Raw genomic sequence first — 16,760 nt, 5'->3', positions numbered from 1 at the left:
ATTGAATGCCATCGCGGCTGGCGAACCGTCCCGGGCCCTGCCGAGGTGTCCCGAGGGGCGACCGCTCGATAGCAAGGTGCTGGAGGATCCGTGGACCTGTCCCTGTCGACCGAGACCGTCGGCGATCGCACGATCGTCAAGGTCGGTGGCGAAATCGACGTTTATACCGCGCCCAAGCTGCGCGAGCAGCTCGTCGAGCTGGTGAATGACGGGAGTTTCCACCTCGTCGTCGACATGGAGGGCGTGGACTTCCTCGACTCCACCGGTCTCGGCGTGCTGGTCGGCGGCCTGAAGCGGGTGCGTGCCCATGAGGGCTCGCTGCGCCTGGTCTGCAACCAGGAGCGCATTTTGAAGATCTTCCGCATCACCGGTCTCACCAAGGTGTTCCCGATCCACACCTCGGTCGAGGAAGCGGTGGCGGCCACAGACTGACCGCCGCGCCCGGGCCAGTGATCAGTCGTCCGTGCCCGGGACGGAAGAATTTCATGAGGGGGTCCGGGCTATCGGCAGCCCGGTCCCCCGACAGCACGCCCGAAGTTCCGAGGGGGATGCATGGCCACCGTTGAACTCCGCTTCAGCGCGCTGCCCGAGCACGTCAGGACCGCCCGACTGGTGGCGGCAGCGGTGGCGCGCAGGGCCGGAGTGGACGAGGCCGTCCTCGACGAGGTCAGACTCGCTGTCGGCGAGGCCTGCACCCGTGCCGTCGGACTGCACCAGAGCGGCGGCATCACGGCGCCGGTCAAAGTGCTGCTGATCGAGGAGGAGAAGCAGTTCTCCATCGAGGTCGGTGACGAGGCGCCGCGTTCGGCTCCCGGGGATCGCGCGCCCGGTGGCGCCGCCGAGGATCCCGATGCGGAGACCGAGGAGGACGAGATGGGCCTCGCGGTCATCAGCGGCCTCGTCGACGACGTGGAGGTCACCGCCGGCGAGCACGGCGGGTTGATCCGTATGACCTGGCCGACCACGCCGCCGACCGCGGTGCTCCCCTGAGTCCCACCACGCTTCACCACCAAGGGCCCTGCTGAGCAGGGCCCTTGGTGTTTTCTGCCGCAGCGCGGGCAATTCGTGAAGGAATTCACGATCATTCACCCGATAATTTGATCAAGCGTCAATGCAGGCGTCAATGCCTTTGAGGCATTACCGCTTTCGGGTTGTGTGGCGTGACGTCGATCATTTGCTGAAGAGCATGTGAAGGCTAATTCCGTTTACCGCGCACTGTTTTGATCAGGTCCGGGTACCTAGAATCCGTCCACATCTTGAGCTCAGCACAGGCGTCAAGGAGGACGAATGGCGGGGCTTTCTACCCCTCATCAGTTTGACCAACCCACTACCTTCGCAGCCGCGGTCCTGACCGACGACAACCGCATCCTCGTGATGGTCATCGGGGTCGTCGCGCTCGCGGCTCTCGTGGTCGCAGGTGTCCTGGTGCGCCAGGTACTCGCGGCCGGCGAAGGTACCGACAGCATGAAGGAGATCGCAACAGCCATCCAGGAGGGCGCGAACGCCTATCTGGCCCGGCAGCTGCGCACGCTCGGCGTTTTCGCCGTCGTCGTGTTCTTCCTGCTCATGCTGCTACCCGCGGACGACTGGAATCAGCGCGCCGGCCGATCGGTGTTCTTCTTGATCGGCGCGGCGTTCTCGGCAGCCACCGGATATATCGGTATGTGGCTCGCCGTACGGAGCAATGTGCGAGTCGCCGCCGCCGCGCGCGAGGCGACCCCGGCGGAGGGTGAGCCGGAAAAGGATCTCACCGCCGTCTCGCACAAAGCCATGAAGATCGCTTTCCGCACGGGCGGCGTCGTCGGCATGTTCACAGTGGGGCTCGGTCTGCTGGGCGCCTCCTGTGTGGTGCTGGTGTACGCGGCCGACGCGCCGAAGGTGCTTGAGGGATTCGGCCTCGGGGCCGCCCTCATCGCCATGTTCATGCGTGTCGGCGGCGGCATCTTCACCAAGGCCGCCGACGTCGGCGCCGACCTGGTCGGCAAGGTCGAGAAGGGCATTCCGGAGGACGATCCGCGCAATGCCGCGACCATCGCCGACAACGTGGGCGACAACGTCGGCGACTGCGCGGGCATGGCGGCCGACCTCTTCGAGTCGTACGCCGTGACGCTCGTCGCCGCGCTGATCCTCGGCTCGGCCGCCTTCGGCGACGCCGGACTCGGCTTCCCGCTGCTCGTGCCCGCGATCGGCGTGATCACGGCCATGATCGGCATCTTCGCCGTGGCACCCCGCCGCTCCGACCGCAGCGGCATGACGGCGATCAACCGCGGCTTCTTCATCTCCGCGGTGATCTCGCTCGTACTGGTCGCGATCGCCGTCTTCATCTATCTGCCGTCGTCGTACGCCGAACTCGACGGCGTCACCGACGCGACCATCGCCGCCAAGGACGGCGATCCACGGATCCTCGCGCTCGTAGCGGTGGCGATCGGCATCGTGCTCGCCGCTGTCATCCAGCAGCTGACCGGCTACTTCACCGAGACGACCCGTCGTCCGGTGCGAGACATCGGCAAGACCTCGCTGACCGGCCCGGCCACCGTCGTCCTCGCCGGTATCTCCCTCGGCCTCGAATCGGCCGTCTACACCGCCCTGTTGATCGGACTCGGCGTGTACGGAGCGTTCCTGCTCGGCGGTACGTCGATCATGCTGGCGCTGTTCGCGGTGGCGCTCGCCGGCACCGGCCTGCTCACCACGGTCGGTGTGATCGTCGCGATGGACACCTTCGGTCCGGTCTCCGACAACGCGCAGGGCATCGCCGAGATGTCCGGTGACGTGACGGGCGCCGGCGCGCAGGTGCTCACCGACCTGGACGCGGTCGGCAACACCACCAAGGCCATCACCAAGGGCATCGCCATCGCCACCGCGGTCCTCGCGGCATCGGCGCTCTTCGGGTCGTACCGTGACGCGATCACGACCGGCGCGCGGGACGTCGGCGAGAAACTCACCGGCGAGGGCGCGCCGCTGAACCTGATGATGGACATCTCGCAGCCCAACAACCTCGTCGGTCTCATCGCGGGCGCCGCGGTCGTCTTCCTCTTCTCGGGGCTGGCGATCAACGCGGTGTCGCGGTCGGCGGGATCCGTGGTCTACGAGGTGCGGCGGCAGTTCCGTGAACGGCCCGGGATCATGGACTACACGGAGAAGCCGGAGTACGGCAAGGTCGTCGACATCTGCACCAGGGACGCCCTGAGGGAACTCACGACGCCCGGACTGCTGGCGGTCATGGCGCCCATCGCCATCGGGTTCACGCTCGGCGTCGGCGCGCTCGGCGCGTTCCTCGCGGGCGCGATCGGCACCGGCACGCTGATGGCGGTGTTCCTCGCCAACTCCGGTGGCGCCTGGGACAACGCCAAGAAGCTCGTCGAGGACGGTCACCACGGAGGCAAGGGCAGCGAGGCCCACGCCGCCACGGTGATCGGCGACACCGTCGGCGACCCCTTCAAGGACACCGCGGGGCCCGCGATCAACCCGCTGCTGAAGGTCATGAACCTGGTGGCACTGCTGATCGCGCCCGCGGTCATCAAGTTCAGTTACGGCGAGGACAAGAGCGTCGGTGTCCGCATCGCGATCGCGGTCCTCTCGCTGGTGGTGATCATCGGCGCGGTCTATGTCTCCAAACGGCGTGGCATCGCCGTGGGTGACGAAGGCAACGCCGAAAGGGTGGCCAAGCCGGCCGATCCCGCGGTGGTTTCGTAGGCGGTCTTACGACGCCCAGCTCACGGGGCGGGCGGGCGGCGCGCATTGACGCGTCGTCCGCCCGCCCCGTGCGTGTTCACGCCCGGTGCCGTGACCCTTCTCTCTCTGGTGTAAATCGCATGAAAAGGGTTTTTGGTGGACCTTCGGCGTGCAGTCGTCGCCCATCCGGCGTGTATGTTCCGGGGCCGAGAGCCATGGAAGGGACCAAACCGGTGAACAAGAAGCTCGCGGCCGCACTGTCCGGCGGTGCGGTACTGGTACTGGCGCTGTCGGCATGCAGCGGCGACGAGGGCAACGAGGAGCTCGACGCCTGGGCCAAGAAGATCTGCAACACGGCCACGGCGCCGAACGCGAAGATCGCCGCTGCCGACGCCGCGATCAACAAGGTGGCCACGGACAGCGAGCCCGAGGAGCTCCAGAAGGTCGATTCCAAGTCATTCGGAGACCTTGCCGATGGCTTCAAGGAGCGGGCGACCCACCTTCAGGACGCCGGAGCGCCTCCGGGTGTCGACGACGGTGCGACGAAGCAGCAGGACGCCGTCAAGAAGCTCAACGCCGTCTCCACGGCCTACGCCGATCTGAAGAAGCAGGTCGACGCGCTGAACACGAAGGACCAGGCGAAGTTCGCGTCCGGACTGAACGAGCTGTCGGACGGGATGAAGGACGTGGTGACCCTGCGCAAGAACGCGGTCGCCGCGCTCAAGCAGCTGGAAGAGGGCGACGCCAAGGAGTCTCTGGTCAAGCAGGAGAGCTGCAAGAAGGCGGCCGCCTCGGCCTCGGCCACGGACAGCTGAGGCACCACCGCGTCCGGACGCAGAGCCTCCGCGCTCATCGCCGCGCCACCACGGCCCCACCCAGAGCCCTTGCGGTCCGGTGCGGGTCACAATGAGGGCGTGAGTAACTCCAGCCTGTCCTCGCTGCCCTCCATCGACCGCCCCGAGATCACCTCCCGCCTCCGGGACGCCCTGCTCGCGGCTTCCTTCACCGCCGACGGACTGCTCGAGCTGCTCGGTGCGCCCGCGTACGCGGCGCTCGCACGGAGCGAAACCGTGCCCGCGCTCCGGGCGACCCGCGGCGACACGCCGCTGGAGATGCTCGTACGGCTGTTCCTGTTGCAGCAGCCCGTGCCGCACGCGCGCGTGACGGACGTTCTGCCGCTCGCGGAGTGCCTGGAGAGCGGGTGGCTGCTGTCCATCGGCGGGGACGAGGTGGCGGCCACCGTGGATGTACGGCCGTACGGCGGGCCCGGTGGCGAGGACTGGTTCATCGTGTCCGACCTGGGGTGCGCGGTCGGCGGGGCCGGTGGGATCGGCAGCCGGGACGAGGGCGTCGTCCTGGGCGTGGGGGGCGCCTCCACGACCCTGGCCGGCATCACCGTACGTACGCCCGTCTCCGCCGCCCTCGACCTCGGCACCGGCTCCGGGATCCAGGCGCTGCACGCCGTGCAGCACGCCACGCGCGTGACGGCGACCGACGTCAACCCGCGCGCGTTGCACATCACCGCGCTCACGCTGGCGCTGTCGGGTGCCCCCGGGGCAGACCTCCGGGAGGGCTCGCTGTTCGAGCCGGTCCGGGACGGTGAGACGTACGACCTGATCGTGTCGAACCCGCCGTTCGTGATCTCGCCGGGTGCGCGGCTGACCTACCGGGACGGCGGGATGGGCGGGGACGATCTGTGCCGCTCGCTCGTTCAGGGGGCGGGGGAACGGCTGCGGGAGGGCGGGTTCGCGCAGTTCCTCGCCAACTGGCAGCACGTGGAGGGGGAGGACTGGCAGGACAGGATCAGGTCGTGGGTGCCGCGCGGGTGCGATGCGTGGATCGTGCAGCGCGAGGTGCAGGACGTCACGCAGTACGCGGAGCTGTGGCTCAGGGACGCCGGCGATCACCGGGGCGACCCGGCCGATTACCAGGCGCGGTACGACGCGTGGCTGGACGAGTTCGAGGCGCGCAAGGTGAAGGCGGTCGGCTTCGGCTGGATCACGCTGCGCAGGACGGGCACGGCCGTGCCCTCGGTGACGGTCGAGGAGTGGCCGCATCCGGTCGAACAGCCGCTCGGTGAGACGGTCCGGGCGCACTTCGGCCGCCTCGACTTCCTGCGCACGCACGACGACGCCGACCTGCTCGAAGGCCACTTCCGGCTCGGCGCCGAAATCGTCCAGGAACAGGTCGGGCTGCCCGGCGCCGAGGACCCGGAGCACGTGGTGCTGCGCCAGCACCGCGGGATGCGCCGGGCCACCAAGGTGGACACGGTCGGCGCGGGCTTCGCGGGCGTCTGCGACGGCACGCTGAGCGCGGGCCGCATCCTGGATGCCATCGCCCAACTGATGGGCGAGGACCCCGTCTTGCTGCGCGACCGCACGCCCGCGCAGATCCGGCTGCTGGTGGAACAGGGATTCCTCGATCCGGCGTAGGGACGAGGCCTGCGGTCGGTGGGCACGTATTCGCTCCGGCGCCGAATGGAATGAGCCAGAAGAAGGGCAGCGACAACTCGATCAAGTTGTGCCGCGACAAAATCGAGTCGACCTGGGAACCCGGTTCGGAGCCGGTCGGGATCGGGCCGAGACCGGTCAACGGTCGGCCTCGGTTGATCCACAGCCGCGCCGGTCCCTCGTTCACCTGAGGTTCGCCGGGTCGCCGTCCGCACGTGTCAGCCTCCCGGCACTGGGCACGCGTGAACGGGAGAAAAGGGGCACGAAGAGCCATGGAGAGCGGACCGGCGATCTTCGCGGGTGTGGTGTTCGCCCTGTTCGGCGGCGGGCTGCTGGTGTGGACGGCGGTGCGCGTACGACACCGCGAACCCGTCGCCCACGGTGTGAGCCCCGTCGCATCGGTGACCCTCGCGACCATCGCCGCGGTGATCGCGCTGATTCTGGGAACGTGGTGCTTCACCCGCGTCTGAGAACCGCCCGGGGACAGGGACTTCGATAATTAGGAGGTCATCCTCCGGATAGGTTCGAAAAGGCCGGTGGGCACTCCGGGCGGCAGGAATGGCGGGAGTCGGGTTACCGTTCGAGTGGCCGTTGCGGGCTTTTCCCGTTTGACACGGGGGCGGGATGTACCGTCACACTCCGCAGCGTCAGCATGACCCGACCCCGGGAACCAAGGCCTGGGGAGTGACCCCAGCGTCGACCGGAGAGAAGAGCGAAGTTGTCCCCGACCAGCGACACCGCACACGGCGGCCGCCGACTCGTCATCGTCGAGTCGCCTGCCAAGGCGAAGACGATCAAGGGCTATCTCGGCCCCGGCTATGTCGTCGAAGCGAGCGTCGGGCACATCCGCGACCTCCCCAACGGCGCCGCGGAGGTGCCGGAGAAGTACACCGGCGAGGTCCGCCGCCTCGGTGTGGACGTCGAGCACGACTTCGAGCCGATCTATGTCGTCAACGCCGACAAGAGGGCCCAGGTCAAGAAGCTCAAGGATCTGCTGAAGGACTCCGACGAGCTCTACCTCGCCACCGATGAGGACCGCGAGGGCGAGGCCATCGCCTGGCACCTCCAGGAGGTGCTCAAGCCCAAGGTCCCGGTCAAGCGGATGGTCTTCCACGAGATCACCAAGGCCGCGATCCAGGCCGCCGTCGCCAACCCGCGCGAGCTCAACCAGAAGCTCGTCGACGCCCAGGAGACCCGCCGCATCCTCGACCGTCTCTACGGCTACGAGGTCTCGCCGGTCCTGTGGAAGAAGGTCATGCCGCGCCTGTCGGCCGGCCGTGTCCAGTCGGTCGCCACCCGGCTCGTGGTGGAGCGGGAACGCGAGCGCATCGCGTTTCGTTCTGCTGAGTACTGGGACCTGACGGGCACCTTCGCGACCGGCCGCGCCGGGGATTCGTCGGACCCGTCGTCGCTGGTCGCCCGCCTCCAGACCGTCGACGGCAGGCGGGTCGCGCAGGGCCGCGACTTCGACTCCCTGGGACAACTCAAGAGCGCGAACATCCTCCACCTCGACGAGGCGAACGCCCGCGCCCTGGCCGCCGCCCTGGAGCAGACGCAGTTCGCCGTCCGGTCCGTCGAGTCCAAGCCGTACCGCCGCTCGCCGTACGCCCCGTTCCGTACGACGACGCTGCAGCAGGAAGCCAGCCGCAAGCTCGGCTTCGGCGCCAAGGCCACGATGCAGATCGCGCAGAAGCTGTACGAGAACGGCTACATCACGTACATGCGTACGGACTCCACGACGCTGAGCGACACCGCCATCGGGGCGGCCCGCGCCCAGGTCACGCAGCTGTACGGCGCCGACTACCTGCCGTCGTCCCCGCGGACGTACGCCGGGAAGGTCAAGAACGCGCAGGAGGCGCACGAGGCGATCCGCCCCTCCGGAGACCGCTTCCGCACGCCTGCCGAGACCGGACTGACCGGCGACCAGTTCAAGCTGTACGAGCTGATCTGGAAGCGGACCGTCGCCTCCCAGATGAAGGACGCGACCGGTAACTCCGTCACGGTGAAGATCGGTGGCACCGCGTCCGACGGCCGGGACGTCGAGTTCAGCGCGTCCGGCAAGACGATCACCTTCCACGGCTTCCTGAAGGCGTACGTCGAGGGCGCCGACGACCCGAACGCCGAGCTGGACGACCGCGAGCGCCGCCTGCCCCAGGTGCGCGAGGGCGACGGGCTCAGCGCCGAGGAGATCACGGTCGACGGGCACGCCACCAAGCCCCCGGCCCGCTACACCGAGGCCAGCCTGGTCAAGGAGCTCGAAGAGCGCGAGATCGGCCGCCCGTCGACGTACGCGTCGATCATCGGCACGATCCTCGACCGCGGCTATGTGTTCAAGAAGGGCACGGCACTCGTCCCGTCCTTCCTGTCCTTCGCCGTGGTCAACCTCCTGGAGAAGCACTTCGGGCGGCTCGTCGACTACGACTTCACCGCCAAGATGGAGGACGACCTCGACCGCATCGCGCGCGGCGAGGCGCAGGCCGTGCCGTGGCTGAGGCGGTTCTACTTCGGCGAGGGCGACGCGGTCGGCGCCGCCGAAGCCGGGAACGGCGACGGGGACCACCTCGGCGGCCTCAAGGAGCTGGTGACCGACCTGGGCGCGATCGACGCACGCGAGGTGTCGTCGTTCCCCGTGGGCAACGACATCGTGCTGCGGGTCGGGCGCTACGGCCCGTACATCGAGCGCGGCGAGAAGGACACCGAGCAGCATCAGCGCGCGGACGTGCCCGAGGACCTCGCCCCGGACGAACTGTCCGTCGAACTCGCGGAGGAGCTGCTCGCCAAGCCGAGCGGGGACTTCGAGCTGGGTGCCGACCCGGAGACGGGCCACCAGATCATCGCCAAGGACGGCCGCTACGGCCCGTACGTCACCGAGGTGCTCCCCGAGGGCACCCCGAAGACCGGCAAGAACGCCGTCAAGCCGCGTACGGCCTCGCTGTTCAAGTCGATGTCTCTCGACACGGTGACGCTCGAGGACGCGCTGAAGCTGATGTCGCTGCCGCGTGTCGTCGGCAAGGATGCCGAGGGCCAGGAGATCACCGCGCAGAACGGGCGCTACGGGCCGTACCTGAAGAAGGGCACGGACTCGCGTTCGCTGCAGTCGGAGGATCAGCTCTTCACGATCACCCTCGAAGAAGCACTGGCGATCTACGCCCAGCCCAAGCAGCGCGGCCGGGCCGCCGCCAAGCCGCCGCTGAAGGAGCTGGGCGAGGACCCGGTCAGCGGGCAGCCCGTCGTCGTCAAGGACGGCCGCTTCGGGCCGTACGTCACCGACGGCGAGACCAACGCGACCCTGCGGTCCGGCGACAGCGTCGAGGAGATCACCCCGGAGCGCGGCTTCGAGCTGCTCGCCGAGAAGCGGGCGAAGGCGCCCGCCAAGAAGATGGCGAAGAAGACGGCCGCGAAGAAGGCCCCGGCGAAGAAGGCTCCGGCCAAGAAGACGGCTGCCAAGAAGACCGCGGCGAAGAAGACAACGACGACGGCGAAGAAGACGGCCGCGAAGACGGCGCCGGCCAAGAAGGCGACGGCTTCGAACTCGGCGGCGTCTTCGGTGGAGGACTGATTCGGTGGAGGACTGAGGCTCACCGCGCGTCGTGTGAGCGTCCGCATCTTCACTTCTGGTTCGCAAAAGGCGCGCCCCGGCAACGCTTTGGTGTCGGGGCGTGCGCACGTTCGGACGGGCGCGACGGGCTGTCGGTGGCTGCCGATAGGCTGAATGCATGACCCGAGCCGAGCAGCCAACGGCCCCTCACCCGGCCCCCGACGACACCCTGGTAGCGGATTCCCGCGAGCGTGCCGTCCGCGCTCTGCTGCGCCAACCGCAGCTCAAGCGCTTGTGGAGCGCGCACCTCGTGGGCGGAGTCGGTGATGCGCTCGCGCTGCTGGTGCTGGTCGTCCTCGCCCTCCAGGTGGCCATCGCCGAGGGCTCGTTCGGCGGCGGCTACCGGGGCGTGGCGTTCGCAGTGGCGACCGTCTTCGCCGTGCGCATCCTCGCGACGCTGCTCTTCGGAGCCGTGCTGCTGGGCCCGCTCACCTCGCTGACGTCCCAGGACGGTCCCCTCGACCGCCGCTGGACGATGGTCGGTGCGGACGGGCTGCGGGCCGCGCTGCTGATCGTGGCGCCGCTGTGGATCGACTGGACGCCGGACGACGCGCTGGCCGTCCTCCTGGTGACCGTCTTCGTGACCGGTGTCGCCGAGCGCTTCTGGACGGTGTGCCGGGAGAGCGCGGCGCCCGCGCTGCTGCCGGCCCCGCCCCCGGAGGGGGCGACGGTGCGTCCGCTGCCGGACCACCTGGACGCCCTGCGACGCCTGTCGATCCGTACGACCTTCGTGGCGATCCCCCTCGCGGCTGCCGCACTCATCGCGGCGGGCCTGCTCAACAATCTGCTGGGCGCCGGAATCGACTGGTTCGAGCAGCATCAGGCCGCCCTCGCGTCGTATGTGGCGGCCGGTCTCTTCGCCGCCTCCCTGTCCGTGCTGTCCTTCCTGGAGGTGCCCGGCACCCGCACCCCGCGCGCGCGGTCGCCGCTCGAAGGACTGCGTCGGCCCAAGACGGGCGCCGGCGTCGACAAGGGCCGCACCGGCGCGCTGCCCCTGCTGGTGCTGGCCTGCGCCGCCGTGGCCGCGGCGATCGCCGCTGCCGTCGCCGTGTCGGTGCTGCACGCCAAGGACCTGGGCGGCGGCCCGGTGACGTACGGGCTGCTGGTGCTCGCGCTGACCGGCGGTGTCGTCGTCGGCATCCGTACGGCACCTTCCATACTCCCCGCCCTGTCGCGTCGCCGGCTGCTCGCACTGGCCATCGCCTTCACCGGGATCGCGCTGCTCGCCGCCGGGCTGGTGCCGGATCTGACCACCGTGCTGCTGATCGTCGCGCTGGCCGGCGTCGGGGCCGGCGTGGCCGCCAACACCGGGCACACGCTGCTCGACCAGGAGGCCGAGGACCACCGGCGGGCGCGCACGACCGAGCATCTGCACGCGGTCGTACGGGTCTTCGTGGCGCTCGGCGCGGTGATCGCACCGCTGGTGGCGGCGCTCATCGGGCCCCACCGCCTGGAGAACGGCAAGTTCGTGTTCGCGCACGGCGGCGCCGCGTTCACGCTGATGCTGGTCGGCGCGCTGCTGCTGCCGGTGGCCGCGCTGGTTCTGGCCAAGGTCGACGACCGCTCCGGTGTGCCGCTGCGGCAGGACCTGCGGGACGCGCTGCTCGGCGGCGACGACCCGGAGACGGTGCCCGCCGCGTCCGGTTTCTTCATCGCCCTGGAGGGCGGCGACGGCGCCGGGAAGTCCACCCAGGCCGAGGCGCTCGCCGAGTGGATCCGGGCCAAGGGACACGAGGTCGTGGTGACCCGCGAGCCGGGCGCGACGCCGGTCGGCAAGCGGCTGCGGTCGATCCTGCTGGACGTGTCGTCCGCTGGGCTGTCGCACCGGGCGGAGGCGCTGCTGTACGCGGCGGACCGCGCGGAGCACGTGGACACGGTCGTACGGCCCGCGCTGGAGCGTGGCGCGGTGGTCATCTCGGACCGCTACATCGACTCTTCCGTGGCCTACCAGGGGGCCGGGCGTGACCTGTCCCCGACCGAGATCGCCCGCATCAACAGGTGGGCGACGAACGGTCTGGTGCCGCACCTGACCGTGCTGCTGGACGTCTCGCCGGAGACCGCGCGCGAGCGGTTCACCGAGGCGCCGGACCGGTTGGAGTCGGAGCCCGCCGAGTTCCACACGCGCGTGCGGTCCGGTTTCCTGACGCTGGCCGCCGCTGACCCCGGGCGGTACCTGGTCGTGGACGCGGGCCAGGAGCCCGAGGCCGTCACGACCGTCGTCCGCGCGCGGCTCGACCAGATGCTGCCGCTGTCCGAGGCCGAGATCCAGGCGCGCGAGGAGGCGCGCCGGAAGGCCGAGGAGGAGGCCCGGCGCAAGGCCGAGGAAGAGGCCGCCCGCAAGGCCGAGGAGGAGCGGCTGGAGCGCGAGCGCCAGGAACAGCTCGCCCGGCTGCGCGCCGAGGAGGAGGAGCGCAAGCGGCGCGAACTGGAGGAGGCGCAGCGGCGCGAGGCCGAACGGCAGGCGGAGGAGGCCCGGCAGCGGGCCGAGGAAGCGCGTCGGCGTGCGGAGGAGGAGCGGGTTCGGCTCCTCGCCGAGGAGAAGGCTCGCGCCGAGGAGGAGGCCCGCCGCAAGGCCGAGGAGGAGCGGCGGCGCAAGCAGGCCGAGGAAGAGGCCCGGCTGCGCGCCGAGGCGGAGGCGCGGCGCCTGGAGAAGCAGCGGAAGGCCGAGGAGGCACTGCTGCGCGCCGAGGAGGCACGCCGGCTGGCGGAGCAGGCGGCGGCTGCGGCGGAGGCTGGGCCGAGGCAGGAGACGGCTCCTGGGGCGCCGGGTGGGGCTCCGGAAACGGCGCCGGGTGGGGCCCGGGACGCGGAGCCCGGTGCGGCATCGGACGCGGCACGCGGTGCTTCGGACGCGGTGACGGTGCCTACGCCCGTTGTGACGCCGGAGGAAGCGGCGCGCGGGCGGTCGGCTGAGGAGACGGCTGTGCTGCGGCCGGTGCGGGGGGATGCGGACGAGGGCGGGACCGGTCAGGCCGGTTCTTCCGGAGAGGCCGCTGCTGGTTCCTCCGGGGTCGGCGAGTCCGAGGTGACGGCTGAGCTGCCCAAGCCGGAGGTGGCTCCGGGGGCTGCGGACGAGACCGCTGTGTTGCCGCCGGTGGCGCCTGGTGCCGCGGATGAGACTGCGGTACTTCCGCAGGTGCCGCCCGGTGCGGCGGACGAGACCGCGGTACTTCCTCCTGTACAGGGGGAAGATCCGGCGGACCGGGTTCCGCCGGGGTTCTTCCGGGACGAGTCGGCGGAGGCGCGGCCGGACGGGACCCAGGACCGTACGCGCGAGATGCCCCAGGTCGATGCGGAGGGGGCGCCTCGGCGGCGGGCGCGGTCCGACTGGGCCGAGGAGACGCCGCTGGATGATCTGCCCACGCTGGCGGACGAATTGCTGGGGCCGCGCGAGGGCGACGAGTTCGACGACGAGGGGGGTGGGGGGCGCGGTCGGCGGCGTTGAACTCGGTCGGCGGGCCGTCCAGAGGAGGGCTCCCGGCAGTCCCGGCAGTCCCGAATAGTCTCGGCGGTTTCGGCTGCCCCGTCCGTCTCAGGATCCCCGTTGTCAGTGCCACCCCCCACAATGGATGGCACAGCACGGACCGTGACGAAAGGGCGGGGTGACCCATGACCGTATGGGATGACCTGGTCGGCCAGGAGAAGGTGAGCGCGCAGCTCGATGCCGCCGCTCGCGATGCCGATGCCCTGGTCACCGCCGCGGCCACGGACGCGCCGCCCCCAGAGGCGTCCAAGATGACGCATGCCTGGCTGTTCACCGGTCCCCCCGGCGCGGGGCGCATCCAGGCGGCGCGGGCCTTCGCCGCCGCGCTGCAGTGCGTCAGCCCCGACCGCGCGCTCGGCGGAGCCCCCGGCTGCGGGTTCTGCGACGGCTGTCATACGACCCTGATCGGCATGCACGCCGACGTCAGCACGGTGGTCGCCGTGGGCACGCAGATCCTCGCGGACGACATGCGGGACACCGTCCGCAAGTCGTTCACCTCGCCGGCGACCGGCCGCTGGCAGATCATCCTCGTCGAGGACGCCGAGCGGCTGAACGAGAAGTCGGCCAACGCCGTTCTCAAGGCCGTCGAAGAGCCCGCCCCCCGCACGGTGTGGCTGCTGTGCGCCCCCTCCATCGAGGACGTGCTGCCCACCATCCGCTCCCGCTGCCGCCATCTGAACCTGCGGACGCCCTCGGTCGACGCCGTCGCCGACATGCTCGTACGACGTGAGGGCATCGAGCCCCCGGTCGCCGCCGCCGCGGCCCGCGCCACCCAGGGGCACATCGACAACGCCCGCCGCCTGGCCACCGACCCGGCCGCACGCGAGCGCCGGGCCGCCGTGCTCAAGCTGCCGCTCCGGGTCGACGACATCGGCGGCTGCCTCAAGGCCGCGCAGGAACTCGTCGACGCGGCGGCCGAGGACGCCAAGCAACTCGCCGCCGAGAGGGACGACAAGGAGACCGAGGAGCTGAAGGCGGCGATGGGCGCGTCTCAGGGCGGCCGGATGCCGCGGGGCACGGCCGGCGTGATGAAGGACCTGGAGGACAAACAGAAGCGCCGCCGGACGCGTACGCAGCGGGACAGCCTCGACCTCGCCCTGACCGACCTCACCGGCTTCTACCGCGACGTCCTCGCCCTCCAGCTCGGCTCCCGCGTGGCCATTGCCAACGCCGACGCCGAGGACACCCTGCAGCGCCTCGCCCGCGCCGGCTCCCCGGAGTCCACACTCCGCCGCATCGAAGCCATCGCCGCCTGCCGAGACGCCCTCGACCGCAATGTGGCCCCGCTGCTGGCCGTGGAGGCGATGACGATGGCACTGAGAGCGGGCTGACGGGCGGCGGTCCGGCATCCTCGAACATGCGGGGCCGGCCGATGTGTTGACGACGTAACTCGTACGAGGCACAACCGCAGTCGTCCGAGCCGGGACGGGCGGTCGTACGGGCTGGGCCCAGCAACTGTCCGAGGCGGGACCCGTACCTGTGCGGGGCGCACCGCAGGCCCGCTCGTCGGCCGACCTGTGTCTGACCGACAGCCGACCCGCATCCGACCGGGACCTGACCTGCAACCTACGAGCCACACCCTGCACACACAGCAACCAATCCACCGCACAGGGTTACGCTCGCTGGATGCACATCAGGCGCGCCTCCCGACCGACCAGCCTGAGCCCGAAGCCCGAGCTCAGGCTCCAGCCCTCCGCCCGCCACGCCACGGACACGGCAGGCACCCCCCGCACCACCACCACCGCTGCCGCCGCCGCACTTCTCACCGCAGTCGCCCTGCTCGCCTCCGCCTGCTCCTCCGGAGGTGCGACGACGTCGGCCGGTACGGCGGCCGAGGCGGCGCTGGCCGCGCTGCCGCAGGCGACGCCGGCGGCGCTCTCGCCGTTCTACGAGCAGAGACCGGGCTGGCGCGGTTGCGGGGTCCCCGGGTTCGAGTGCGCCACGATCAAGGCGCCGCTCGACTACGACCGGCCCGACGCCGGCGACGTCCGGCTGGCCGTCGCCCGCAAGAAGGCCACGGGCTCGGGCAAGCGTCTGGGGTCGCTGCTGGTGAACCCGGGCGGGCCGGGCGGCTCGGCGGTCGGGTACCTGCAGGCGTACGCCGGTGTCGGCTACCCGGCGGAGGTCCGCGCACGCTACGACATGGTGGCGGTGGACCCGCGCGGGGTCGCCCGCAGTGAGCCCGTCGAATGCCTCGACGGGCGGGAGATGGACACGTACACCCGGACGGACACCACGCCCGACGACGAGCGGGAGACGACCCAACTCGTCGACGCGTACAAGAAGTTCGCGGAGGGCTGCGGCAGTGACTCGCCCGAGCTGCTGCGCCATGTCTCGACGGCCGAGGCGGCGCGGGACATGGACATCGTGCGGGCGGCGCTGGGGGACCGGAGGCTGAACTTCGTGGGGGCGTCGTACGGAACGTTCCTCGGGGCGACGTACGCGGGCCTCTTCCCGGACCGGGCCGGACGGATGGTGCTGGACGGCGCGATGGACCCGTCGCTGCCCGCCCGCCGACTGAACCTCGACCAGACCGCGGGCTTCGAGACGGCGTTCCAGTCCTTCGCGAAGGACTGCGTGCAGCAGCCGGACTGCCCGCTCGGCGGCAAGGGCACGGCGCCGGCGAAGGTCGGCGACAACCTCAAGGCGTTCTTCACGAAGCTCGACGCGCAGCCCATCACCACCGGCGACGCGGACGGCCGTACGCTCACCGAGTCCCTTGCCACCACCGGCGTGATCGCGGCGATGTACGACGAGGGAGCGTGGGCACAGCTGCGCGAGGCGCTGGCCTCGGCGATGAAGGAGAAGAACGGCGCGGGCCTGCTCGTCCTCTCCGACAGCTACTACGAGCGTGACGCCGACGGCCGCTACACGAACCTGATGTTCGCCAACGCCGCCGTGAACTGCCTCGACCTCCCGGCCGCCTTCGACACCCCCGAAGGGGTGCAGAAGGACCTCCCCACCTTCGAGAAGGCCTCCCCGGTCTTCGGCGAGGGCCTCGCCTGGGCCACCCTGCCCTGCGCGTACTGGCCGGTGGCGCCCACGGGCGTACCGCGCCGCATCGAGGCCAAGGGCGCCGCCCCGATCGTCGTGGTCGGCACCACCCGCGACCCCGCGACGCCCTACCGCTGGGCCCGCGCCCTGGCCGGCCAGCTCTCCTCCGCCCGCCTCCTCACTTACGAAGGCGACGGCCACACCGCGTACGGCCGCGGCAGCGACTGCATCGACTCCACGATCAACGCGTACCTGCTCCGCGGCACCCCTCCGACGAAGGGAAAGCGCTGCTCATAACCCACCCCACCGGCCCGGGTCCGGGTGGCCCGGGGCCGGTACGGAGCACACCCCGAAACTGTGTAGACTTACCGACGTTGCTGATCGCACCATAGTGCGGACAGCGCGCCGCCTTAGCTCAGATGGCCAGAGCAACGCACTCGTAATGCGTAGGTCTCGGGTTCGAATCCCGAAGGCGGCTCTCTCGAAGCCCAGCTCAGACGGCGTCTGAGCTGGGCTTTCTCGTTCAGCGGATGCGGCGGCGACGCTGCGCCCGTGCTGCCTT

At 70.4% G+C, this 16,760-nt stretch carries 10 protein-coding genes and 1 tRNA gene; all 11 read left to right on the top strand.

Annotated features, from left to right (window positions below; translation table 11 throughout):
• Positions 1–90 precede the first annotated feature (90 nt).
• Complete coding sequence (gene bldG, locus ACTWQO_RS41885; protein WP_097267104.1) at positions 91–432, top strand: anti-sigma factor antagonist BldG; 342 nt, start codon at positions 91–93, stop codon at positions 430–432.
• A gap of 120 nt (positions 433–552) precedes the next feature.
• Positions 553–990: an ATP-binding protein gene (locus tag ACTWQO_RS41880; protein ID WP_210577898.1), complete on the top strand. Its 438-nt coding sequence runs from the start codon at positions 553–555 to the stop codon at positions 988–990.
• Between the two features lie 297 nt (positions 991–1,287).
• Positions 1,288–3,693, top strand: a complete 2,406-nt coding sequence (locus ACTWQO_RS41875; protein WP_443242623.1) for a sodium-translocating pyrophosphatase — start codon at positions 1,288–1,290, stop codon at positions 3,691–3,693.
• A gap of 194 nt (positions 3,694–3,887) precedes the next feature.
• Positions 3,888–4,487, top strand: coding sequence for a small secreted protein (locus ACTWQO_RS41870; protein WP_443242622.1), 600 nt, complete (start codon positions 3,888–3,890; stop codon positions 4,485–4,487).
• Positions 4,488–4,586: 99 nt separating this feature from the next.
• A complete protein-coding gene (locus ACTWQO_RS41865; RefSeq protein WP_443242621.1) occupies positions 4,587–6,104 on the top strand; it encodes a DUF7059 domain-containing protein in 1,518 nt (505 codons plus the stop codon).
• Positions 6,105–6,394: 290 nt separating this feature from the next.
• A complete protein-coding gene (locus ACTWQO_RS41860; RefSeq protein WP_443242620.1) occupies positions 6,395–6,592 on the top strand; it encodes a hypothetical protein in 198 nt (65 codons plus the stop codon).
• A gap of 248 nt (positions 6,593–6,840) precedes the next feature.
• Positions 6,841–9,681: a type I DNA topoisomerase gene (gene topA, locus ACTWQO_RS41855; protein ID WP_443242619.1), complete on the top strand. Its 2,841-nt coding sequence runs from the start codon at positions 6,841–6,843 to the stop codon at positions 9,679–9,681.
• Positions 9,682–9,838: 157 nt separating this feature from the next.
• Positions 9,839–13,165: a dTMP kinase gene (gene tmk, locus ACTWQO_RS41850; RefSeq protein ID WP_443242618.1), complete on the top strand. Its 3,327-nt coding sequence runs from the start codon at positions 9,839–9,841 to the stop codon at positions 13,163–13,165.
• Positions 13,166–13,329: 164 nt separating this feature from the next.
• Entirely contained in the window at positions 13,330–14,535 is a 1,206-nt protein-coding gene (locus tag ACTWQO_RS41845; protein ID WP_443242617.1) for a DNA polymerase III subunit delta', read from the top strand.
• Between the two features lie 295 nt (positions 14,536–14,830).
• A complete protein-coding gene (locus ACTWQO_RS41840; protein WP_443242616.1) occupies positions 14,831–16,495 on the top strand; it encodes an alpha/beta hydrolase in 1,665 nt (554 codons plus the stop codon).
• Between the two features lie 107 nt (positions 16,496–16,602).
• Positions 16,603–16,676, top strand: a tRNA-Thr gene (locus ACTWQO_RS41835).
• Positions 16,677–16,760 lie beyond the last annotated feature (84 nt).

The organism is Streptomyces sp. 4N124, assembly GCF_052245395.1.
Classification (GTDB): domain Bacteria; phylum Actinomycetota; class Actinomycetes; order Streptomycetales; family Streptomycetaceae; genus Streptomyces.
The sequence above is the reverse complement of the archived record's forward strand: the minus strand, read 5'-3'. Positions and strand labels throughout refer to the sequence as shown.

What these genes read in the sequence shown, in the direction of transcription:
- ACTWQO_RS41880 (WP_210577898.1), top strand. Translation starts at nt 553, where the DNA reads ATGGCCACCGTTGAACTCCGCTTCAGCGCGCTGCCCGAGCACGTCAGG.
- ACTWQO_RS41875 (WP_443242623.1), top strand. Translation starts at nt 1,288, where the DNA reads ATGGCGGGGCTTTCTACCCCTCATCAGTTTGACCAACCCACTACCTTC.
- ACTWQO_RS41870 (WP_443242622.1), top strand. Translation starts at nt 3,888, where the DNA reads ATGGAAGGGACCAAACCGGTGAACAAGAAGCTCGCGGCCGCACTGTCC.
- ACTWQO_RS41860 (WP_443242620.1), top strand. Translation starts at nt 6,395, where the DNA reads ATGGAGAGCGGACCGGCGATCTTCGCGGGTGTGGTGTTCGCCCTGTTC.
- tmk (WP_443242618.1), top strand. Translation starts at nt 9,839, where the DNA reads ATGACCCGAGCCGAGCAGCCAACGGCCCCTCACCCGGCCCCCGACGAC.
- ACTWQO_RS41845 (WP_443242617.1), top strand. Translation starts at nt 13,330, where the DNA reads ATGACCGTATGGGATGACCTGGTCGGCCAGGAGAAGGTGAGCGCGCAG.
- ACTWQO_RS41840 (WP_443242616.1), top strand. Translation starts at nt 14,831, where the DNA reads ATGCACATCAGGCGCGCCTCCCGACCGACCAGCCTGAGCCCGAAGCCC.